Below are 22,875 nucleotides of genomic sequence, written 5' to 3' on the forward strand. Positions count from 1 at the left end.
CCGTACGCCCGTGCCCGGGACCTGCCCGACCCCGTAACCGGACCCGATCCGCCCTGCCCCGTCCGAGCCCGGCCGCACAATCGATCCGTCGCGGCCCCGGTTGACGGGCCCACGCCGCAGCCGGATGCAACCCGCTGGCCCCCGGCCCGGCGGCCACCCGACTCCCGGCCACTCCGCACCCCGGCCGCCCCGCACTCCGGCCGCCCCGCACTCCGGCCAGGCCCTGCACCCTGGCTGAATCCCACGTGCGGGCCCGACTTCGCGCCCCGGCCCGCCGCCGTTCCCGTGTCCCTTACACGCGCCGGTCCCGTACCCCCCGTGCCCGGGGCCTGCCCAGCCCCACGACCGGACCCGATCCCCCTGCCCTGTCCGAGCCCGGCCCCCACACACAACGATCCGTCGCGGCCCGGTTATCGGGCCCGACGCCGCAGCCGGATGCAGCCCGCTGACGCCCGGACCCGGCTGTCCCGGACCGAGCCGGCCCCCCGGTGGGGCCCCGGCCCCGGGCCGCCCCGGACCCGGCCCCGTCGCCGCACACCGGCCCCGGCGCGCGGGGCCTTCCTCGTGCCCCGGCCCGCCCCGCCGCCGCTCCCGGCCTCCCGTTTTCGTCAGCCGAATTGGATGGAGCGTTTGGCGAGGCCCATCCAGAAGCCGTCGATGACGCTGCGGCGGGTGTCGAGTTCGCCGGTGGCGTCGGCGGCGCCGAGGGTGACGAAGAGGGGGGCGAAGTGCTCTGTCCTGGGGTGGGCGAGCTGTCCGGCGGGGGAGGTGTGGCGGAAGTCCAGGAGGGAGTCGATGTCGCCGCCCTCCAGGGCCCGCCTGCCCCAGTCGTCGAACTCCGTCGACCAGCTCGGGACGCCGCCGGCGTGGCGCAGTGCCGCGAGGTTGTGGGTGAAGAAGCCGCTGCCCACGATGAGTACGCCCTCGTCGCGCAGCGGGGCGAGCTTGCGTCCCAGGCCCATGAGGCGCTCGGGGTCGAGCGTGGGCAGGGAGATCTGGAGCACGGGGATGTCGGCGTCCGGGTACATCTCGACGAGCGGGACGTAGGCGCCGTGGTCGAGGCCGCGGTCCTCGACGTGCTGCACCGGGGTGCCGGGGCCGCCGATCAGTTTGCGGACCGACTCGGCCAGCCGCGGGGCGCCTGGGGCCGCGTACTGGACGGTGTAGTAGTGCTCGGGGAAGCCCCAGAAGTCGTAGACGAGCGGGAGCGGGCGGGTGGCGCCGAGGGCGAGCGGGGCGTCCTCCCAGTGCGCGGAGATCATCAGGATCGCGGTGGGGCGGGGCAGTTCGGCCGACCAGGCGGCGAGCTGGCCGGGCCAGACCGGGTCGTCGGCGAGCGGCGGGGCGCCGTGGCTGAGGTAGAGCGCCGGCATACGGCTTGCGGCGGGGGCCGGAGTCGACATCCGTGGACCTGCTTCCTTCTCGTGTCCTCGGCCTGGGGTCGGCGCGACCCGCGCGAGGCAAGTCATGATGCTTGAAACATCAAGCGCTTCTCACAGGACGAGAGTACGACAATATTGTTTAAGCTTCAATAAGGTCGTCGGGTCGACAGGGCCCACCGTGAGGAGGAGGCAAGAATGAGCGAGGGGAAGACGCCCGCGCCCGCCGCTGATCCCGCCTGCGCCCCCGCCCCCGGGCCCGTGTGGCTGGGGGACGCCGAGCAGGAGGTCTGGCAGGCGTTCCGGCAGGCGACGACCTTGCTGGACGATCACCTCGACCGGCAGTTGCAGCGCGACGCCGGGATGCCGCACGTGTACTACGGGCTGCTCGTCACGCTCTCCGAGGCGCCGCAGGGGCGCCTGCGGATGACGGAACTGGCCTGCGCCGCGAAGATCACGCGCTCACGGCTCTCGCACGCGATCGCACGCCTGGAGCGGAACGGGTGGGTACGGCGGGAGGACTGCCCTTCCGACAAGCGGGGGCAGCTCGCGGTACTCACCGAGGAGGGGGCGGAGATGTTGCGGCGCAGCGCACCCGGGCACGTCGCGGCCGTACGGAAGGCACTCTTCGACCGGCTGGACGCGGATCAGCAACGGGCCCTGGGCAAGATCATGCGGACGATCGCCGACGGGCTCCAGCCCACGGCCCCGGACAGCGACCTGCCCTGGCTCCGCTGAGCGACTGGACGGCCGAACGGGCCGAACGGGCCGAACGGGCCGAACGGGCCGAACGACCAAGGGTTCCGGGCTGGCTGGCCAGCCAGCCAGCCAGCTGCGCGAGGCTCACGGCCGGCGGCGCCCGTACCCGCAGCGCCCCCTGCCCGTACCCGCAGAGCCCTCCTTGCCCCGTACCCGAAAGCCATGCGCCCCGGCGACTACCCTCCCCGCCCGGCGCCTCCCTGCCCCTTCACCCCCACCCCCAGCCACCGGCCCCAGCCACCCGGCCCCCGGCCCCCGGCCCCCGGCCACCAACCAACGCCCAACGCCCAACGCCCAACGCCAACGGCCCGGCGGTCGGGGGATCGTGGTCCCCGGCCGCCGGGCCGTTCGCGTGGTCGCTGTCACCTCACGGGCGGGCCCGGCTCGGCGAGCCCGCCCCGTACCGGTCCCGCTCTCAGTGGGCGATGACCGGGATGTCCGCGATCTCCGTGTCGGTGGCCTTGCCGTCCGACACCGTGGCGTCCGCCGACTCGCCGTTCCCGCTGGTCGCCGCCGGGCCGCCCTTGCGGTTGCCGGTGGTGACGAGCGTGAAGGCGAGGAGAGCGGCGACCACGAGGATGCCGACCGCCCACCAGATGGCGTTGCTGTAGCCGTGGACGAGCGCCTCGGCCTGGAGGAGGCGGGGGTTGCCGCCCTGGCCCGCGTGCGAGGTGAGGTACGCGGTCGTGGCCGAGGCCGCGATCGTGTTGAGAAGCGCGGTGCCGATCGCGCCGCCGACCTGCTGCGAGGTGTTGACCATCGCAGAGGCGACGCCCGCGTCACGCGGCTGGATGCCGTGCGTGGCGAGCGACATGGCCGGCATGAACGCCGTACCCATGCCGAGGCCCAGCATCAGCTCGGCCGGGAGCACGAGGCTCGCGTAGCCGGAGCCGACCTCCATCTGCGTCAGGAGCAGCATGCCGACCGCGGCGAGCAGGAAGCCCGGGCCCATGAGCAGCCGCGCGGGGACCCTCGTCATGAGGCGGGCGCCGATCTGCGTCGAGCCCGTGATCATGCCCGCCATCATCGGCAGGAAGGCGAAACCGGTCTTGACCGGCGAGTAACCCTTCACGACCTGGAGGTAGAAGGTCAGGAAGAGGAAGAGACCGAACATCGCGATGATCGCGAGGCCCAGCGAGAGGTAGATCCCGCCACGGGTGCGGTCGGTGACGACGCGCAGCGGCAGCAGCGGGGCCTTGACGCGCCCCTCGACCAGGAGGAACGAGGCGAGCAGCACGACGGCGGCCACGAAGCTGCCGATCGTCACGGTGTCGCTCCAGCCGTCCGACTCGGCGCGCGTGAAGCCGTAGACGAGCGAGACGAGGCCGAGCGTCGAGAGCAGCACGCCGGGGATGTCGAGCGAGGCGCGGTTGCGCTGCCCCTTCGGTTCGGTGACGACGAAGATCGCGCCGAGCGCGGCGACGATGGCGAACGGCACGTTGACGAAGAAGGTCCAGCGCCAGTTGAGGTACTCGGTGAGGAAGCCGCCGAGGATGAGCCCGACGGCACCGCCACCACCGGCGATGGCGCCGTAGATGCCGAAGGCCTTCGCGCGCTCCTTCGCCTGCGTGAAGGTCACCGCGAGCAGCGAGAGCGCCGCGGGGGCGAGCAGGGCGCCGAAGACGCCCTGGAGGGCACGCGAACCGAGCAGCATGGCCTGCCCGTTCGCCGCGCCACCGAGCGCGGAGGCCGCGGCGAAGCCGATGAGGCCGGTGATGAAGGTGCGCTTGCGGCCCCACATGTCGGCTATGCGGCCGCCGAAGAGGAGCAGTCCGCCGAAGGCGAGGGCGTAGGCCGTGATGACCCACTGCCTGTTGCCGTCGGAGATGCCGAGGTCCCGCTGCGCGCTCGGCAGCGCGATGTTCACGATCGTCCCGTCGAGCACGACCATCAGCTGGGCGAGCGCGATGAAGACGAGAGCCTTCCAGCGGCGCGGGTCGGGCGCGGCCGGGTCGGCGTGCGAAGCGGCCGTGGGGCCGGTACGGACGGTTTCTGACATGGAGAGATCCACCTCGGGACGCGGGCGGCGCGCCATCGCTCGGCGCGGCGCCGTGGAGGGTGACAGGAAGGGCGGGAAGGACGGAGAGCCGGTGGGCGACATCGTCGTACGCCGCACCGAGCGGGTGGTTGCGACCGGGTTAAGACGAGAAGTCGGCAGATATCGGCCCGGACGGGACCGACACCTTGACCGGTCGGGTGTGCAAGGTGTTCAGGGAGCTGGCGGTGGTGCGCGGGCGGTACGGGCCCCGGGGCCGCATGGCACGCGGTCGTACGGGGCCTGCGGGCACGCGCGAGGCTCGCGCGGCCGCGCGGGGCCGCACCGTCCGGCCCGTACCCGCGGTACGGGGCGCGGCCGGTCGCGCTCGTCCCGGTGAGGGGCCGTCAGGTCTGCGGGCCGTCAGGTCTCGGACCGTCAGTCAGGGCTTGGGACCTTCGGGCCTTCGGACCTTCGGGCCGCCGGTCGGACTTCGGGCCGCCGGTCGGGCTTCGGGCTTCGGGCCTTCGGGGCGTCAGGGATGAGCCGTCAGGGGGTGCGGAGAGCCTCCAGGGTGGCGGCGCTGCCCGGCAGGGGCGAACGGGCCGGGGCCCGCAGTCCCTCCAGGTAGAGCTGAAGATGGCGATGGACATAGCGGTCGTTGAGGGCCGCGGTGCAGCCCGGGAGTGGCCGGGCGAGCTGGGACAGGACGAACATCAGGTCGCCCGCGCCGATGTCGGGGCGCAGTTCACCGGCCTCGCGGGCCCGGTCGATGAGCGCCCCCACGCCCGCGTCCACGCGGGTGCGGGCGGCGCACAGGTCCGGGTGTTCGCGCTCGGCCTCGTCGGCGTTCGCGCTGAGCAGCCCGCACATGGCGCCGACACGCTCCTCGACCGCCCCGTGCGCGAAGACACAGAGCGCGTCGAAGGGCCCCGAGAGGGCGATGGCCTCCTCGGCCCGTTCGGCGGTCCGGTCCATGACGGACCTGATCGCCTCCCGGATGAGGGCGGAGCGGTCGTGGAAGTGCCGGTAGACCGTGGCGTTGCCGACCCCGGCACGGCGGGCGACCTCGTCGATCGAGACCTCCGCACCGTACTCGGCGGCCATCTCGCGCGCGGCCTCGATGATCCGCTCGCGATTGCGCACCGCGTCGGCACGTGGGCGCCCGGTCTTCTTGCCCGGCTCCCCCGCGCACCGCGTGCCGCACGAGGCCCCCGCGCTCCCGGTACGGGAACGGGCCGCGTCATCGGTCGCGCCTTCGGTCATGCCGTCGGTCGCACCGTGGGTCATGCCCTCGGTCGTGGCGAGCACCGCCACCTCCCTTCCGGACCCCGGTTGGGGTCCTCGCGCGCGGGCCGCTGCCCACTCGTACGTACGTGCCGTGCGGGGCGACCGCCGCTGCGGCGCCCCGGGTCCTGCGTGCCCGAAACGGGGACCCACTCCCCGCCTCGTGACGACACCTTCCTAAACGGGGACGCCCTCCCCGGAAATTTCCGCCCCACCCTGTGACCTGAGTCACACAAAAACCACCGAACGGCCGCACCCGGCGCGCGCACCGCCCGAGCCGCCCGGAGGCTGGCCGCACAGGGGGCAGCCTCGCAGGTCAGGACGGCGGCTGCCGCGAACGGAGGGCCGGTACGCATGGAGCAGCCGACCAACGGGGCGCCTTCCCCCTCGGGCCCGATACCCGGCCGGAACGGCAGGGACGGCCGAAGCGGCAGGACCGGCCAGGGCGACCAGGGCGACCAGGGCCGCCGGACCCGCCGTAAGCCCCCGCCGGACGCGGCCCCGCCCCGTAGCGGCCGAACAGGCCGAACCGAACCGACCGCCGCCACCCTCCGCACCGCCTCCCCCTTCCCCCGCACCGCCTCCCCCTCCCTCCGCACCGCCTCCCGCCTCCGCCGCGCCGCCCGCCTGCGCCGTGGCATCGCGCTCGCCTCGCTCGCCCCGCTCGCCGTCGCCGTCACGCTCAGTACGACGGGCTCGGGCTCCCCCGACACCTCCGGGCACTCGGCCGCAGGGCCTGTCGCCGCCGGGGGCGGGGACGGCGTGGACGCGTGCCGCATATCCGGGCCGCTCGGCACGCAGATGTCCGAGGGGCTGCCGACCACCGCCGGGTACGCGCGCTCGACCGGGCGGGTGCGCGCCCTCAACCTCCTCGTCGACTTCCCCGACGCGCGGGGCGAGGGCACCGTCGACGACCGGCTGGGCGAGTTCTTCCCGCAGACGACGCGGTGGTTCGAACGGAGTTCGTACGGGCGCATCGACTACCGCCCCGAGACCCCGGTGAAGCGCTGGCTGCGGATGCCGAAGCCGTTCTCCGCGTACGGGATAGAGCGCGGAGCGCCCTTCGAGCCGGGCTACCGCAAGCTCGTACGGGACCTCGTGAAGATCTCCGACCCGCTCGTGGACTTCGCCTCGTACGACCTCGTGAACGTGCTCGTGACCCCGAACGCCGGACCGTCCGCGCTCGACACGGTCCTCTCGGTGACCTTCGCGGGCAACCGCGAGGCGCCCGTCGCCGACGGCGTCCCGCTCGCCAATACGAGCTTCCTCTACAGCCGCCAGGACGACGGCTCGGGCTCCTACTCGCGTACGGGCTACCGCGTGCTCCCGCACGAGAACGGCCACGTCTTCGGCCTGCCCGACCTCTACACGCAGGACGGGGGCGGCGCGGTCGGGCACTGGGACATCATGAGCGAGGACTGGGGGGCCGACAACGACCTGCTCGGCTGGCACAAGTGGAAGCTGGGCTGGCTCGACGACGAGCAGGTCGGCTGCGTCACCTCGCCCGGCACGCACGACTTCACCGTGGCACCGCTGGCCGCGCCCGGCCACGGCAGGAAGCTCCTCTTCGTCCCCCTCTCGCACACGGCCGGCATCGCCGCCGAGGTCCGTACGCGCGGCGGCAACGACGAGACCGTCTGCAAGCCCGGCGTGCTCGTCTACCGCGTCGACGCGGACGTGGACACCGGCCAGGGCCCCATCACGGTCGCCGACTCGGAGAAGGAGAGCGGCGGCTGCACCCGCAGCCCCAACGTCCACGCCGAACTCTCGGACGCCCCCTTCGGCGTCGGCGAGACCTACCGCGACGACGGCTCGCGCACGCGCGTGGAGGTCCTGGGGAAGACGGAGGACGGGGAGTACCGCGTGCGGGTCCACAGGGACTGAGGGGCTGAGGCGCTGAGGGGTCTGTGGAGCCGGGGGCCTGTAGGGCTGGGGGCTGTGGCGCTGAGGCGCGTCCCCTTGGCCGTCCTCGGCGCCCCTCGCACGTCGCTCCGCGAGGGTCAGTCACCGACGATGTGGAGATACCCCGAGACCCGGACCGGCCGACGGCTCATCCGAATGGCTGAGACCGCCACCGGTGTCCGACCGGACGAGAAACGCCGCACACCCGTGGGGTCGTCTCGCTCCCGATCAATGCCTCACCTCCCCGCGGACTACGAACACGCAGCTCAGGCAGGCCGCGGCAACGCCACCCGCCCCGGCGGGCCGCCGCAGCCGCCATCGCCGCAGCCGCATCGGCTAAGCTGTGCCCCGGCCCGGCCTCGCACGGGCTCAGCAGCGCAGATACCGCCCCGCCTTCGTAGCTCAGGGGATAGAGCACCGCTCTCCTAAAGCGGGTGTCGCAGGTTCGAATCCTGCCGGGGGCACCACTTCGAGGGGGCCACCTCCGGAATTCCGGGGGTGGCCCCCTTTCGGCGTTCGCGGCCGGGCTCGGTCGCCGTGCTCCTCGACGCGCGCCCGTGTGCATCCGCGGTGCCGCGTGCGCGCCTTCCCTGCCGGGGCCGGGCGGGCCACGGTGGGGGGAATGTGACGGGACCGGAGGGGGAGTCGGCGTGGCGAAGTGTGGTGCTCCTACGAAGGCAGGGGGGCGGTGCCGGCGGGAGGTCGTAACCGGGACTTCCAGGTGCGCCTCGCATCAAGGGGCCTGGTCCGCCTACGGCGTGGCACAGCGCAAGGAGAAGGAAGCCAGGGCGAAGAAGCGCGCGATCCGCAAGAAGCGCTGAGCCCGGGCGGGCGGAGGGGCCGCTGGCACGCGCACCCCGCGCCATCGGCCCCTCCGCCTCGCTCGCAAGCTCCGCGCCACCGACGCCTCCCCGCATCGGCCACAGTCCCGCAGCGCCACCGGTCCACCCGGCCCGTCCTCACACCCCGCGCCACCGGCCCGTCCCCCTCGCTCGCAAGCTCCGCGCCACCGACGCCTCCCCGCATCGGCCACAGTCCCGCAGCGCCACCGGTCCACCCGGCCCGTCCTCACACCCCGCGCCACCGGCCCCTCCGCCTCGCGCTCGCAAGCTCCGCGCCACCGACGCCTCCCCGCATCGGCCACAGTCCCGCCACGCCACCGGTCCACCCGGCCCGTCCTCGCACCCCGCGTCGCGAGCCCGTCCGGCCCGGCCACACGCTCCGCGCCGCCAGCCCACCGAGCCCGGCCCCGTACCCGTACCGCAGCCCCATCCGGCCCGGCCACACATCCCGCACCGGCCAGCTTCTCCGCCCGGCCGTGCACCCCCGCCCGCCCCGTGTGAGGCGTGCGGGGGGGGTGGGGTCAGTTCTCCGGTTCGGGCTCCGGGGGGCGGAGTTCCTCCGGGCAGGGGGTGCCGCGGGGGATCTGGTAGGGGCCGGCGATGTGGTAGGTGCCGGGGTGGGGGGCGAGGAGTTCGGTCCATTTGTCGCCGGACTTGTCCTCGGGGGTCTCGTAGAGGCAGCCGTGGAGGTTGGTGAAGGTCTTGGGGGTCGAGTCGTCCTCGCGGTTCTTGGACGCCTCGGTCTCCTTGGGGGCGTGGTAGCTCTTGCCGTTCTTGTCGACGACGCTCAGCCACGGCGAGTACGGGATGCGGATCAGGACGCGGCCCGGGGTGGTGACCTTGATGACCAGCTCGGACTGGCCCGTACTCGTGACCGTCGCGGGGGGTTCGGCGAGCTGGACGGGGCGTTCGACCTCGTACACCTGCCAGTTGGCGTCGGCCCACAGCAGGCTGAGGTAGGGCTGGCCCCCGGTGATGAGCGCGCGTTCGCGGGTCGCGCCGTCGCCGTCGGGCTTGTCGTCGCTCGTCGGGAGGACGACGTAGTGGACGGCCCAGCGCTTGAGCCACTCGTGGTAGTTGGCCGAGTTGAGCGTGGAGTCGTAGAAGAGCGGGTTGCGCTCCATGTCGGCCTGGCGGGTCCAGCCGCGGGCCAGGTTGAAGTACGGGGCGAGCGCCGAGGCCTCGCGGTGGCCGCCGGTCGGGACGACCTCGACGCGGCCCTTCTCAGCGTCGTGGTGCTGGAGCTGGTGGATCAGCGGGGCGAGTTCGCGGCCCCAGGAGGCGGCGGGCGTCGTGTGGACGATGTCGTCGGCCGTCTTGAAGCCGATCCAGAAGGTGAAGCCGCAGATCCCGATGATCGCCGTCCACCAGCGCCAGCCGCGCGCCCGCAGGTGCGGCAGCGCCGCGACGAGCACGACGCCCGCGAAGAGCATCGCGAGCCGTGTGATGTTGCTGCCGATCTGCGAGCTGATGATCCACACGCCGAGGATCACGACGAAGTAGACGGCCGCCGTGATCCGTACCGTCCACCAGCCCTTCGGCACCAGGACGAAGCAGAAGAGCGCGAAGAGGAGCGGCAGCGAGGCCGAGCCGAAGCCCATCGGCTGCGTGCCGGAGAAGGGGAAGAGGAGCGTCGAGGCGCCGACGACGAGGATCGGCGTGATACCGAGGACGTACGCGCCTTTGCGGCGTTTGCACAAGAACATCGCGACGGCCACGAGCCCCACGTACAGGCCGGCGACAGGGGAGCCCGCCGTCGCGAGCGCCGCGCACAGCGCCGCCGTGACCGCGCGCGTCCTGCGCGCCCCGCGCCACGCCTCCGGCCAGCAGAAGACGGCCGCCACGGCGGCGATCCCGAACATCAGGCCCAGGCCGAAGGTGACGCGCCCGGAACCGGTGTTGCACAGCAGCGCGTAGACGCCCGCGAGGCCCACCAGGTGCGGGTTGCGGACGGCGCGGACGCGGGTCGCGCAGTACGCGATGAGCCCGGCCGAGACCGTGCTCGCGAGCATCAGCGTCGTCCGCACGCCGAGCACGTGCATGAGGTACGGCGACACGATGCTGTAGGAGACGGGGTGCATGCCCCCGTACCAGGCGAGGTTGTACGCCGAGTCGGGGTGGCGGCCCACGAACTCCGCCCACGCGTCCTGCGCCGCGAGGTCCCCGCCACTGTTCGCGAACGTGAAGAACCAGACGAGCTGGAGGACGGCGGAGAGGGTCGTGGCGACGGTGACGGGGTGGAAGGCGAAGCGACGCCAGCGGGAACGCGACGAGGGCGGGGGCGATACCGGTGGCGGGGGTGGCGAGGAGGGCGCGGTGCCGGGGGCGCCGCCCTGGCGCGGGACCGCGGCCTTGTCGGGTACGGGGGTGCGGGGCCGCTCGGGTACGGCTGACCGGTCCTGGGCGGGCGCCGGCACCCGCTCCGCTCCCCGGGGCGCGCGCACGCGGCGCGACCCGTCCACGCCGTCCGCTCGCGTCGGCTCCGCAGTGGCCACCGAAGGCCCTCCCAACCCCGTGCCGGCCGCTCCCGGTCCTGCCGGGTGGACTCCGCGACCGCCTGTCCGTTCTGCCCCGATCCGGTGACGCTAGCACGCGCCTCGTGACCGGGGGCGAGGAGGCCCTCACCCCCGGTCATCCACGTAACCCCTCGCGGGTGGGCGGCTTACGGGCCGTGGACGGCCACTCCGTCGAGTGAACCGCCGCACCCGGCCACCGCCCTTCCCCCGGGCCGCCGCCCGTTCCCTCCGGCCGCCGCCCTTCCTCACCGGCCGGAGCCGGTTCGCTCCCGGCCGGTCAGCTTCCGGATGGTTCGCTCCCGCCCGGTTCGCTTCCGGACGGTTCGCTCCCGGCAGGTCCGGCTCACCCCAGCCGGGTGAGCTTCGTGCCGAGACCGGGTTCCGTCAGTGCCGACCGGAGTTCGACAGGGACCTCGACGGCGCTGCTCGTGCCGTCCCCGGCCCGCAGTACGCCGACCTTCGTGCCCGCCGCCGCCTCGTGCGGCAGGGCCTTGCCGTCGTCGACGAGCTTGAGCCGTACGGTCAGCCCCGGCCAGCCGACCGCCGTGAGGTCCTTGGCGGCGACGACCGGTGTCGTGCCGCCGAGACCGTCGTCGACACTACCGACGACGTCCCCCTTCTTCACGACCTTTTCGGCGACGAGGGTGCCCTGCGCGGCTTCGATGAGCGCCTTGCCCGCGTTGAGCGCGCCGGTGAGGATCGAGTTGTCCTCGGGCGCGGGGGGCTGGGCGAGCACGGCGCCGACGATGGTCCGCGTCGTACCGCCGACCTCCTTCGTCGCCGCGTAGAGCAGGTTGCCGCCCGCGGCCGTCGTCGTACCGGTCTTGATGCCGACCGTGTTGTTCATCGGGACGAGCCGGTTCCAGTTCGTCTGCGTCGTGCCGTTGCTGTCCACGTACGAGGGCATCCGCACGACCTCGCGGAAGAGCGGGTCCTTCATCGCGACCTTGCCGAGCTTGACCTGGTCCTCGGCGGTCGAGACGGTCGTCTTGTCCAGGCCCGAGGGGTCGGTGTACGTCGTGTTCTTCATGCCCAGCTCGTCGGCGGCCTCGTTCATCTTCGCGACGAAGTCCTTCTCGGAACCGGCGTCCCAGCGGGCGAGCTGGCGGGCGATGTTGTTCGCCGACGCGAGCATGATCGCCTCGATGGCTTCCTTCTGCGAGAGCTTCTGGCCCGCGTGCACGGGGACCGTGGACTCGTTCTGCGCGGACAGGCCCGCGTCGTCCTCGGCCTTCTGGTCCATCGTGATGCTCGCCCCGTCGGTGCCCTTCTTGACCGGGTGGTCGCGCAGCACGAGGTACGCGGTCATGACCTTCGCGACAGACGCGATCGGCACCGGCTTCTGCGCGCCCGAACTGCCGAAGCTGCCGAGCCCGTCGACGTCCATCGCGGCCTGCCCGCTCTTCGGCCACGGCATCGCCGCCGCCTTGCCGGAGAACTGGTACGTGGTCGCGGCGGTGAGCGCGAGCGTGGGCCGCGGGAGCGGGCGGACCGCCTGCACGATGCCGAGGACGATGACCACGAGCAGGACGAGCGGCGTCCAGATCTTGAGCCTGCGCACGACCGTGCGCATCGGGGTCTCGGGCGGCGGGGGCGTGTTGGTCAGCTCGGCGAGCAGGTCGAGCGGCGCCTTGGGCGGCAGCGGCTGCTGCCGCGTCTCCTCGGCACCGAGGGCCGTCCCGACCGGGATCTCGGCGGTGATCGACGCGGGGGTCGTGGGGCTGCTCGACGTCGGCGTGGAGCCGGTCGTGGTGTTGTCGGGCTGGGACGCGGTGTAACCGGCGCCGAAGGTGGAGGACTTGCCGGTGGAGGCGTCGGAGGCCGCCTCGGAGGGCTTGCCGGCGGCCACGTCGGAGGGCTTCGCGCCGGGCTCGTCGGCGGGGTTGCCGGTGGGCTTGTCGGCGGGGTTGCCGGTGGGCTTGTCGGCGGGGTTGCCGGTGGGCTTCGCGTCCTGGGCGGGCGTCTTCGGGTTCTTCCTGTCCCCGGCGGGGGTCTTGTCCGCGGCCTTGTCGGCGGTACGGGGCTCCGCGGGGGTTCCGGCAGGGACGCGGGGGTCCTTCGGGCGCAGCGCGGCGGGGCGCGCGTCGTCGAGCGGGCGCAGCGGGACGAACGTGCTCGTACGTGCCGCGGGGGGCTCCTCCTCGGGGAGCGGACCGGCGGGCCTGAGGGGCGCGGCGGGCTTCGCGGGTGCGGCGGGCTCGGCGGCTGCGGTGGACTCGGCGGCCTTGGTGGACTCGGCTTTCGGAGCCTCCTTGGGAGCGGCGTCCTTCGGGGCGGCGTCCTTCGGGGCACCACTCGGCTTCGGGGCGTCGCTGAGCTTCGAGCTGGGGGCCTCGGTCTCGGGGAGCTTCAGGACGGTCGTGGTGTTGTCGGCCACGGGGCGCACGAGATCCGAGACGGAGAGGGTCGTGGTGGGGGTGTCGACCTTGTGGAACGAGAGCCCACGGGTCGCGGGCGCGGGCTTCGGCCCGGACCCGGGCTCGTGCTTCGGCGCGGGCTCGCGCTTCGGCTCGGGGACGGGCTTCGGCGCGGGCTTCGGCTCGGGGACGGGCTTCCGCTCGGGCGCGGGCTTCGGCTTCGCCTTCGGCTCGGGTTCCGCCTCCGCCTCCGGCTCGGCGGGCTGCTCCGGCTCCTCGGCGGGCTCGGCGGGCTCCTCCGGCACGGGGGGCTCCCCGGGGCCCGTACCGCCCGGCTCAGCCGCCTCCCGCGCCCACGAGGGGCGCGCGGGCGCGGCGGCGGGCTCCTCGTCCCGTACGGCCGGCTTCGCGGCTCCTGCCGTCGGCTCCTCGTCCCGTACGGCGGGCGCCCCGGCCCCTGCCGCGGGCTCCTCCGCCTCCTCGGCCGACCGCACCCACTGCGCCACCGCCTGGCGCAGCCGGTCGTCGGCCGGGCGCGAGACGGGGATGCCTCCCCCCGTTCCCGTCGTACGTGTCCGGGCACTTCCCTCCGGTGAGTTGTGCTCCTGTGCCCTGTCGGGGGACTCGCCCGCCACCGATGCCTCCTCCGTAAGCCGTGCGCGCACGCACGCGAACCGGTCGTGCTGCCGAACCACTACCAGTGTCCTTGGCATGGGCGCGAGCCACGCATGGGACGAGAACGACATGTAGCCGCATTACCACCCATAACGGTCACGCACCCTCGACAGACCAATGTGAGAGGGGTCACCCTGTCAGACATCCACGCGGGGAGGCATGGATGGGCAAGAGCCGCAGAACACTTCCGGAGGAGCTTCTGCTGCTCGCTCTGGACCCGGCCACGGGTACCACAGCGCAGCCGCAGTCGCTCGACCTCGGTCTGGCCGGAGCACAGCTAGTGGAGCTGGCGCTGGCCGGACGGATAGCCCCGGACGGGGACCGGATCGCCGTGGTCGTACCACGGCCGACCGGTGATCCGACCCTGGACCACGCGCTTGAGCTGTTGCGCAGGCGTGGCGCACCGGTGCGCGCGGTCCACTGGATCGGTGGGCCACGTCTCGGGCTGCGTCAGACGTATCTCTCGCACCTGGAACGCATCGGCATGGTCACCGCCGTCGCGGGTCAGATGTGCGGGGTGCTGCCGACGACGCGCTACCAGGCCGCGGAGACGTCGACGAGCAGGGAGATCAGGTCCCGGCTCGACACGGCGATCCGCACCGGCGTGCCACCGGACCCGCGCACGGCCGCGCTCGCGGCCCTCGCGCACGCGGTGGGCCTCGGCAAGCACCTCTATCCCGGCAACGAGGGGCGCTCCTCGCGCTCCCGGCTGCGGGACCTGATCCGGCACGACCCGATGGGCGGACTCGTGGCCCACGCGGTCATGGACGTGCAGAACGGCGTCGCCGCGCCCGCACGGCGCGGGCAGACACCCGGCCGTGTCCCGTCCCAGCCGCAGCGCGCGGCGACGGTGAGCACGGCAGTGCGCTGACGCCTTCGGCGGGGCATGACAGACACGGCGTGGCACCGTGCGCCACCACGCGACACGGTGGTACGGGCTCGTACGGGGCGGACCGGGCCGGGTGGTCGACGGCTCAGGGCCGCCCCGGCCCGTACCGGCCACACCGCCGCGTCCCGGCTCCGCACCGCCGCAGGGCCCGCGCCCGCACCACCGCGGGGCCCGCGCCCGCACCACCGCGGGGCCCGCGCCCGCACCGCCGCGGGGCCGTGTCCGTACCACCGCGAGAGCCGTGTCCGTACCGCTGCCGGACCGGCCCGTACCACCCCCAGCGCCCCTTTACACCATCGGGCGCCGCTCCGTCGTGCCCTTCCGCATATTTGGCTCAACTCGACTGTTTCCCGCCCGGGTACGGCGTGTCGGTGGCACCCTGCTGAGCAGCAGACACGCGCCGCCTCGTGCGGGGCGGTGAAGAACGCGAGCCGGAGGTGCCCGCCCGTGGCGTCCAATGTCAACCCCACCGTCAGGCGTCGGCGACTGGGTCAGGAGCTGCGCAAACTGCGTGAGGCCCGGAACATGACGGCCGAGGAGGTCGCCGAGCGCCTGCTCGTCTCGCAGTCGAAGATCAGCCGCCTGGAGAACGGGCGGCGCAGCATCAGCCAGCGCGATGTCCGCGACCTGTGCGGGGTCTACGAGGTCGAGGACCTGCGCATCGTCGACTCGCTCATGCAGATGGCGAAGGACTCGCGTCAGCAGGGCTGGTGGCACACCTTCGGCGACATCCCCTACTCCATCTACATCGGCCTGGAGACGGACGCGGCGAGTCTGCGGATCTACGACCCGCAGGTGGTGCCGGGGCTGCTCCAGACCCCCGAGTACGCGCACGCGCTCGTCACCGGGGCGCTGCCCGAGACCGCCGCGGCCGACATCGAGAAGCGGGTACGGGTGCGGATGGCGCGCCAGGACCGTGTGCGGGACGTCAACGCCGAGAAGCCGCTGCGCCTTTGGGCCGTCATCGACGAGGCGACGCTGCGCCGCAAGGTCGGTGACGAGGACATCATGCGGGGGCAGCTGGAGCACCTCGTCAAGATGTCCCACCTGCCGCACGTCACGGTGCAGGTGATCCCCTTCGAGGTGGGCGCGCACCCGGGGCTCAACGGGCAGTACGCGGTACTGGAGTTCCCCGACACGGCGGACTCCAGCGTCGTCTACATCGAGGGCGTCGTGAGCGACCTCTACCTGGAGAAGGCGGCCGAGGTGGAGCAGTACAGCGTCATGTACGAGCACCTGCGGGCGATGGCACTCAACCCCGACGTGAGCCGCGACTTCATCACCGAAGTGGCCAGGGAGTTGTACGGGGCCAGGGGGGAATGAGCGTATCCACGAGGCGAGTTGACCGCGCGGAGCGGGAAGGTACACCTTTTCCCGCCCTCGCGGAAGGGACCTCTGGAATATGCCATCCGGTCGGGTGAACGATCGCTTCCGGTGCGGCAGGTGGCGGGTAGCGTCGTTCACGCCACCTGATGCGGCCCGAACCGGCACGTCAGGGGGCGTATCGGCGCCCGTCGGCCGGTCCGGCGGGTTCGTCGCCATCACCTCGTACAACCGGAGCAATTCTCATGGCTATTCAGCACGGTCGCACCATCGAATGGGTCAAGTCCTCGTACTCGACGGGTAATGGCGCCTGCGTCGAGGTCAAGTCCCCTGTCTCCGCCGCGATCTCGGTACGGGACTCGAAGGTCTCCGAAGGGCCCGAGCTGGGTTTCCCGGCCGCCTCCTGGGGCGCCTTCGTCACCGCCGTCACCCGCGTCGCCGGAGTCTGACCCCCTCCTCCCGCACAGCGCCCGCACGTCACGTACGCCCGCTTCCCGCCCCGTGCCCGGGTGGGTGCGGTGGCACGAGCCCTCTCGACCGGTCCGCCGTCCTGGCCGAGGGGGCTCACGCATGTCCGCGGCCGCCCCGCCCGGGTCACAGTTCGCGCGGGTAGCGCTCCAGCCAGGCGAAGGCGGCACGGTCCGGGGCGTGCAACGCGGGGCCCTGGGTCATCTCCAGGGCGAAGTCCTCGGCGAGGGCGAGGAGGCTCGCGCGGCCTTCGAGCGCGGGGAGCCAGTCGGGGGGCAGCGCGGTGTCGCCGTGCGCGGCGCCGAGGAGCGCGCCGCACAGGGCGCCGCGCGCGGCCGAGTGCGGGCCGTGGCCGACGGCGAGGAGCAGGCCGGTACGGATGTCGGGGGCGACGGTGGCGGCCCAGAGGGCGACCGCGAGGCCGCGGGCGGGTGAGCCGTCGCCGTGCAGCGCGGCGGCGCGGGGGCGGTCGGGTGCCCCGGCGCGTACGGCGTCGAGCGCGGCGGCGAGAGCTTCGGTGACGGGCTCGTGGCCGGGCTGGGCGGCGAGGAGCGGGAGCGCGGCACGTACGGCCTCCTCGGGACCCGCGCCCCGGGTGAGGGCGTGGACGAGGAGGGCGTGCGCGCCCGCGGTGAGCCGCGAGACGGGGTGGCCGTGGGTCTGCACGGCACATTCCAGCGCGAGTTGGAGGACGAGCGCGGGGTCCCAGCCGGTGAGCAGGCCGAGCGGCGTGGAACGGGTCGCGGGGGCGAGGCTGAGGGCGCGCGGGTTGCGGGGGCGGTCGAGGGTGCCGGCACCGGCGTCGCCGAGCGCGGTGAGGCAGTCGCGGTCGGGGGCGCGGCGGGCGTAGAGCCACTCCTCGCGGGCGAGCCAGCCGTCGGCCGTACGGCGCTCGTCGGGGCCCCACTCGTGCTGCGTCGCGTACCAGCGGCGGTAGGCGGCGTGCAGGTCGGTGGGCGGGTGCCAGGCGCCGGTGTCCCGGCGCACCTGGGCGCGGATGAGCCCCTCGGTGGTGAAGAGCGCGAGCTGGGTGTGCGCGGTGACCGTCCCCGCGCGCCCGCCCCCCGGCACGGCGAGCAGGTCCCCGGGCCCGCTCGCCCAGAACGCCTCTCCCCCGGCCACATCGAGCGGCGCCCCGAGCGCGTCCCCGAGCGCGGCCCCGAGCAGGGTGCCACGAATACGGGCCCGGTAGTCCTGCTGCTCGGGGCGGCCCCAGACGGGCTGGGCCGCGGGAGCTCGCCCGGCGGGCCGCGCGGGGGGCCTCGGATCGGCGCCGGGGACGGTCTGTGCGGCGGGCGGAGCCCCCGCTGCCGGCTGGGCCTGCGCTCCAGGTGGGGACTGTGCTCCAGGTGCGGGCTGTGCTCCGGCCGGGGGGCGTGCTCCGGGTGCGGCGTTGTGGGCGCGGTCCGATGTCCCGGGTGTCGCGCTGCCCATGACTGCCGTCTCCTTCGCCGCTGCGGGGATCTCGCACGCTAGCCGGTGGAGCGACGCGGTGTCACGGGGGACGCGGGGGCGGGGCGGGGCGACAGGTGTACGGGTACGGGGCGCCGCCCGCGCGAGGCGGCGCCCCGTACCCGTACACCTGGACGGTCGGCCTCCTCGGCCGGGTCAGTCCAGGACCGGGAGGAGTTCGGGGAGGTGGCCGTCGGAGGCGCGGGCGGCGGTGACGCGTTCCGGGGGAACCTCGCCGTAGGTGGTGGTGCGGGGGCGGTGGGGGCGGCCCGCTGCCTCGGCGATGGCTTCGAGGTCGCGGATCGAGCGGTAGGAGCCGTAACGCGAGCCCGCCATGCGGGAGATGGTCTCCTCCATCAGCGTGCCGCCGAGGTCGTTGGCGCCGGAGCGGAGCATCTCCGCCGCACCCTCCGCGCCGAGCTTGACCCAACTCGTCTGGATGTGGGGGATGTAGGGGTGCAGGAGGATGCGCGCCATCGCGGTGACCGCGCGGTTGTCGCGGGCGGTCGGGCCCGGGCGGGCGATGCCGGCGAGGTAGACGGGGGCGTTGGTGTGGATGAAGGGGAGGGTCACGAACTCCGTGAAGCCGCCGGTGCGTTGCTGGATCGCGGCGAGGGTGCGGAAGTGGCCGAGCCAGTGGCGGGGCTGGTCGACGTGTCCGTACATCATTGTGGAGCTGGAGCGGATGCCGAGTTCGTGCGCGGTCGTGACGACGTCGATCCAGTCGGCCGCGGGGAGTTTGCCCTTGGTGAGGACCCAGCGGACCTCGTCGTCGAGGATCTCGGCGGCCGTGCCGGGGATCGTGTCGAGGCCGGCCTCCTTCGCGGCGGTGAGCCATTCCCGTACCGAAAGGCCGGTGCGGGCTGCGCCGTTGACGACCTCCATCGGAGAGAAGGCGTGCACGTGCATCCCCGGGACGCGTTCCTTGACCGCGCGCGCGATGTCGAAGTACGCGGTGCCGGGCAGATCGGGGTGGATACCGCCCTGCATGCAGACCTCGACGGCCCCGACGTCCCACGCCTGTTGGGCGCGATCGGCGACCTGGTCGAGGGAGAGCGTGTAGGCGTCGGCGTCGGTGCGGCGCTGCGCGAAGGCGCAGAAACGGCAGCCGGTGTAGCAGACGTTGGTGAAGTTGATGTTGCGCGTGACGATGTAGGTGACGTCCTCGCCGACGACGCTCTTGCGGATGTCGTCCGCGATCCGGCACACGGCGTCGAGCGCGGGCCCGTCGGCGTGCAGGAGGGCGAGGGCCTCGTCGTCGGTGAGCTTCGTCGGGTCGTCGGCGGCGACGGCGAGGGCCTGGCGCACGTCGGTGTCGATGCGCTGCGGCACCATGCCGGGCGCCGCCTGCTCGCGCAGGGCCGCCCAGTCCCCGTACACCGCGTCGAAGTCGCCGCGCCTGTCGCTCGTACGGCCCTCGGTGTCGATCGCCGTGTGCAGGTCGGTGCGACCGCTCGCCGTGAAGCCCTCGTCGGGCTCCTGCCAGGGCAGGCCCTCGGGGCGCGCGTCGGGGCGCGCGAGGCCCGTCTCGGGGTCGGCGAGGGCGCGGACGTGCGGGAGCAGGCGAGGGTCGAGCCAGGGTTCGCCGCGCTTCAGGAACTCCGGGTAGATCGTGAGGCGTTCGCGCAGCTCGAAGCCCGACTCGGCGGTGCGTGAGGCGAGTTCGTCGATGTGCGGCCAGGGGCGTTCGGGGTTGACGTGGTCAGGCGTGAGCGGTGAGACGCCGCCCCAGTCGTCGATGCCCGCGCCGATGATGAGGGCGTACTCGCGGTCAACGAGGTTCGGCGGGGCCTGAATACGTGCCTCGGGGCCGAGGAGGAGCCGGGCGACGGCGACGCACGCGGCCAGCTCTTCGAGTTCCGCGTCCGGCATCGCGCGCATGGCCGTGTCCGGCTTGGCGCGGAAGTTCTGGACGATGACTTCCTGGAGGCCGTGGTGGGCGCGCTGGACGCGGCGGAGCTGGAAGAGGGAGTCGGCGCGTTCCTCGTACGACTCGCCGATGCCGATGAGGACACCGCTCGTGAAGGGGACGTTGCTGCGGCCCGCGTCCTCCAGGACGCGCAGGCGCACGGCAGGTTCCTTGTCGGGGGAGCCGTAGTGCGGGCCGCCCTTCTCGGACCACAGGCGCGTCGCCGTCGTCTCCAGCATCATGCCGAGCGAGGGCGCGACGGGCTTGAGGCGCTGGAGGTCGGACCAGGACATGACGCCCGGATTGAGGTGCGGGAGGAGACCGGTCTCCTCCAGGACGCGGATCGCCATCGCCCGTACGTACGCGAGCGTGTCGTCGTAGCCGTGCGCGTCGAGCCACTCGCGGGCCTCGGGCCAGCGGTCCTCGGGCTTGTCGCCGAGCGTGAAGAGCGCTTCCTTGCAGCCGAGCGCGGCGCCCTGCCGGGCGACCTCCAGGATCTCGTCCGGCGACATGAACATGCCGTGCCCCTCGCGGCGGAGCTTGCCGGGGACGGTGACGAAGGTGCAGTAGTGACACGTGTCCCGGCACAGGCGGGTGAGCGGGATGAAGACCTTCTTGGAGTACGTCAGCACGCCGGGCCTGCCGGCCGCTTCGAGTCCTGCGTCGCGGACGCGCGCCGCCGAGGCGGAGAGGTCCTTCAGGTCGTCGCCACGGGCCTGGAGCAGGACGGCGGCCTCGGTCATGTCGAGCGCGACCCCGTCCCGCGCCCGCCGCAGCGCGCGGCGCATGGCGGATTCGGTGGGCCGGGAGGGGTGCGGAGCAGTCATGACGTCGAGCATAGGACGGGGGCGGGGCGGGCGGAGGGGGGCCTGCCGGTGAGGGGGGTGGAGGCGGCTTGGGGGTGGGGTGCGGGGGTGGGGCTCAGGGGTGGGGTGCGGGGTGAGGGCGGGCCAGTGGGTGGCGGCGCGGTGGGGGGAGGCGGCTTCGGGGCGGGCGAGGGGTGGGGGCGCGGGGCAGGCGGGGCGCTGCCCTGTGGCGGGGGGATGTCTCCGTGGCAAGGCGGCGGCAGCTGCCTGCCACGGCAGGGGTGATGGCAGGGCGTCTGTCAGTGGCAGGGGTGGTGGCAGGGCGTCTACCAGTGGAGCAGGTGGCGGGTCGCCTGCCGGCGACGAGATGGCAGGGCGTCTGCCGTGGCCAGGCGGCGGCAGCTGCCTGCCAGTGGCAGGGGTGGCAGGTGGCAGGTTGTCTGCCAGTGGCAGGGGTGGCAGGTGGCAGGTTGTCTGCCAGTGGCAGGGGTGGCAGGTTGTCTGCCGTGATTGGGCAGCCGATTGCCGCCGGGGTGGCAGGGGTGCCGTCCCCGGCGGCGGGCTGCCGCCTCGCCGTACGTGTCACGCCACCGCCGTCACCATGACGGCGAGCGCGGCGACGAGGACCGCGACCCGGGCGTAGTGGTAGCGGTCCCAGGCGCCGAGCTGCGTGCGCCAGTCCTCGGGGACGCCCGTCTCGTCCCACTTCGCCACCCGCGAGTTGATGGGGACGAGGAGGACGATCGACATCACGACGCTCGCAGCGAGCAGGAGCACGCCGGTGAGGACGAGTGCGCCGCCGCCGAGCCCGGCCCACACGGCGCCGAGTGCCGTCGTCCCGATGTACCAGAAGGGCATCACGCGGCCGAGCAGCTTCGCACCGCTCATCCGTCCGCGCAGACCCATGTCGCCGGGGAGGGAGTTGAGGATCGCGTTGACGAAGAACGCCACCGAGAACTCGACCCCGACGAGCATCCCGGCCGCGACGATCGTGATGACGGCGAGTACCTGAGTGGTCATTTCTTTCTCCCCCAAAAAATATAGCAGCGCTAGAAATTGGAGCGACGCTAGTCGCCTTCCCTCGAAAGCGTAGAGCTAGCAGCGCTCGGATGTCTAGCACTGCTGGAAATTCTTCGCGGCTCCTCCAGGAAGGGGGAGAGGGGGAGGGCGCGACGGGCGGCGGTGCGGGAGAGGGCGGGAGGGGGAGGAGGTGGGCGAGCGCGGGCGGGGCGAGGTGAGGCGAGGCGGGGAGGAATCGGGTGAGCGGGAGTGAGGCGAGGTGGGGGCTCGCACGGCGGGGACGAAGCGGCACGAGGAGCGGAGGCCGTGCGGAGGAGCCCGGGGACGTAAGCGGCGCAAAGCGCGAAGGCCGCACGGAGGAAGCGGGACCGCGCAGCGAGGCCGGGATCGCACGGAGGGGCAGGGACCGCGCGGAGGAGCAAGGACCGCACGCGAGCAGGGACCGCGCGGACGAGCAGGGACCGCGCGGGGCAGAGAACGCGCGGGGCAGAGAACGCGCGGGGCAGAGAACGCGGCGGGGCGCGCCCCGCCGAATCCTCCGACACGTCGTCCGCGAGTGGCTCACTGTCGAGTCGGTGTGCGTTCCCCGCAGGGGCGGTGGCGTGAGGTGATGACGGCCGTCGTCCCAGTGTGCACGTCTTGTGCGGACAGGCCATCGCCTTTGTCCACAGGGGCGGGGAATTGTCGGCTTGTCAGGCCGCGCCGGATGTCGCCGCTCACTCCAAAGTGTGGGCCGTTGCGCGTGTTTGGGGAGGTTGTCCACAGATGCGGGCGGTTGGGGGCTGGGCGGTTGCGGAAGCTGGAAGACTGGTTATCGGGGTCGCCCCCCCGGGAGGGAGGGGGCTGTCCCGGGGGCGTCGATTGACCACCCCTCACCCCCCTCCCGAGGCTGACGTTTCCGCCCCCGGCAGGCAAACTGGCCTCTGTGACCGCCTACGGTCGGCCCGGGAGGCCGGCAAAGGGGAGACAAGAATGAACGACGGACCCGGGATACCGGGGCGGGGCGCCCCGGACGCGGGACCCGCCGCCACCGCGCCGCACCCCGACGCCACCACGCAGAACCCCACCGCGCCGCACCCCGTCGGCACCACGCCACACACCGCCGCGCCCCACCCCACCCCACACCCCGACGCCTCCCCGCGCGACACCATCGCGGCCTCCACGCCCCGGGCGGAGGCCACCCCAGGCGACGCGACGCCCAGCGACACCACCCCAGCCGCCACACCCCCCGCAGGCACCACCCCAGGCGACGCGACGCCAAGCGACACCACCCCAGCCCCCGCACCCCCCGCAGGCACCACCCCAGCCGCCACACC

General features: G+C 73.4%; 13 protein-coding genes and 1 tRNA gene. 6 read left to right on the forward strand and 8 right to left on the reverse strand.

Translation table 11 applies throughout. The features are described 5' to 3' along the window. Nucleotides 1-608 precede the first annotated feature (608 nt). Entirely contained in the window at nucleotides 609-1,373 is a 765-nt protein-coding gene (locus ACQYWQ_RS12480; protein ID WP_431039163.1) for a dioxygenase family protein, read from the reverse strand. Between the two features lie 204 nt (nucleotides 1,374-1,577). Here ACQYWQ_RS12480 and ACQYWQ_RS12485 point away from each other — a divergent pair, with 204 nt between their 5' ends. Further along, nucleotides 1,578-2,117, forward strand: coding sequence for a MarR family winged helix-turn-helix transcriptional regulator (locus ACQYWQ_RS12485; RefSeq protein ID WP_431034515.1), 540 nt, complete (start codon nucleotides 1,578-1,580; stop codon nucleotides 2,115-2,117). Nucleotides 2,118-2,553: 436 nt separating this feature from the next. On the opposite strand, the gene ACQYWQ_RS12490 is transcribed toward ACQYWQ_RS12485, so the two are convergent. Further along, nucleotides 2,554-4,137, reverse strand: coding sequence for an MFS transporter (locus ACQYWQ_RS12490; RefSeq protein WP_431034517.1), 1,584 nt, complete (start codon nucleotides 4,135-4,137; stop codon nucleotides 2,554-2,556). Nucleotides 4,138-4,662: 525 nt separating this feature from the next. Next, nucleotides 4,663-5,430, reverse strand: a complete 768-nt coding sequence (locus ACQYWQ_RS12495; protein WP_431034518.1) for a TetR/AcrR family transcriptional regulator — start codon at nucleotides 5,428-5,430, stop codon at nucleotides 4,663-4,665. A gap of 324 nt (nucleotides 5,431-5,754) precedes the next feature. Here ACQYWQ_RS12495 and ACQYWQ_RS12500 point away from each other — a divergent pair, with 324 nt between their 5' ends. Together ACQYWQ_RS12500 and ACQYWQ_RS12505 are read left to right on the forward strand one after the other, a co-directional pair. Then, nucleotides 5,755-7,284: a M6 family metalloprotease domain-containing protein gene (locus tag ACQYWQ_RS12500; protein ID WP_431034519.1), complete on the forward strand. Its 1,530-nt coding sequence runs from the start codon at nucleotides 5,755-5,757 to the stop codon at nucleotides 7,282-7,284. 409 nt (nucleotides 7,285-7,693) lie between these two features. Further along, nucleotides 7,694-7,769, forward strand: a tRNA-Arg gene (locus ACQYWQ_RS12505). An 896-nt stretch (nucleotides 7,770-8,665) separates the two neighbouring features. On the opposite strand, the gene ACQYWQ_RS12510 is transcribed toward ACQYWQ_RS12505, so the two are convergent. Next, entirely contained in the window at nucleotides 8,666-10,606 is a 1,941-nt protein-coding gene (locus tag ACQYWQ_RS12510; RefSeq protein ID WP_431039164.1) for an MFS transporter, read from the reverse strand. Between the two features lie 397 nt (nucleotides 10,607-11,003). Then, nucleotides 11,004-13,652: a D-alanyl-D-alanine carboxypeptidase gene (locus tag ACQYWQ_RS12515; RefSeq protein ID WP_431034520.1), complete on the reverse strand. Its 2,649-nt coding sequence runs from the start codon at nucleotides 13,650-13,652 to the stop codon at nucleotides 11,004-11,006. A gap of 203 nt (nucleotides 13,653-13,855) precedes the next feature. Between ACQYWQ_RS12515 and ACQYWQ_RS12520 the strand changes: the two genes are divergently transcribed. The 3 genes from ACQYWQ_RS12520 (at nucleotide 13,856) to ACQYWQ_RS12530 (ending at nucleotide 16,353) form a co-directional block, all read left to right on the forward strand. Further along, complete coding sequence (locus ACQYWQ_RS12520; RefSeq protein WP_031000418.1) at nucleotides 13,856-14,563, forward strand: GOLPH3/VPS74 family protein; 708 nt, start codon at nucleotides 13,856-13,858, stop codon at nucleotides 14,561-14,563. A gap of 465 nt (nucleotides 14,564-15,028) precedes the next feature. Then, nucleotides 15,029-15,904 carry a helix-turn-helix domain-containing protein gene (locus tag ACQYWQ_RS12525; protein WP_431034521.1) on the forward strand — a complete coding sequence of 292 codons (876 nt, stop codon included), beginning with the start codon at nucleotides 15,029-15,031 and terminating at the stop codon, nucleotides 15,902-15,904. Between the two features lie 245 nt (nucleotides 15,905-16,149). Further along, nucleotides 16,150-16,353, forward strand: coding sequence for a DUF397 domain-containing protein (locus tag ACQYWQ_RS12530; RefSeq protein WP_431034522.1), 204 nt, complete (start codon nucleotides 16,150-16,152; stop codon nucleotides 16,351-16,353). 145 nt (nucleotides 16,354-16,498) lie between these two features. Here ACQYWQ_RS12530 and ACQYWQ_RS12535 read toward each other — a convergent pair whose 3' ends face one another. From ACQYWQ_RS12535 to ACQYWQ_RS12545, 3 genes are all read right to left on the reverse strand, one after another. After that, on the reverse strand, nucleotides 16,499-17,806 hold the full coding sequence (locus ACQYWQ_RS12535) for an ADP-ribosylglycohydrolase family protein (RefSeq protein WP_431034523.1): 1,308 nt from the start codon (nucleotides 17,804-17,806) through the stop codon (nucleotides 16,499-16,501). Between the two features lie 174 nt (nucleotides 17,807-17,980). Then, a complete protein-coding gene (locus tag ACQYWQ_RS12540; protein ID WP_431034525.1) occupies nucleotides 17,981-20,560 on the reverse strand; it encodes a bifunctional FO biosynthesis protein CofGH in 2,580 nt (859 codons plus the stop codon). A gap of 561 nt (nucleotides 20,561-21,121) precedes the next feature. Next, nucleotides 21,122-21,559 (reverse strand): anthrone oxygenase family protein, encoded by a 438-nt coding sequence (locus ACQYWQ_RS12545; protein ID WP_431034526.1) that lies wholly within the window; start codon nucleotides 21,557-21,559, stop codon nucleotides 21,122-21,124. Nucleotides 21,560-22,875 lie beyond the last annotated feature (1,316 nt).

Origin of the sequence: Streptomyces sp. P6-2-1 (assembly GCF_050613165.1) — a bacterium.
Lineage (GTDB): Bacteria > Actinomycetota > Actinomycetes > Streptomycetales > Streptomycetaceae > Streptomyces.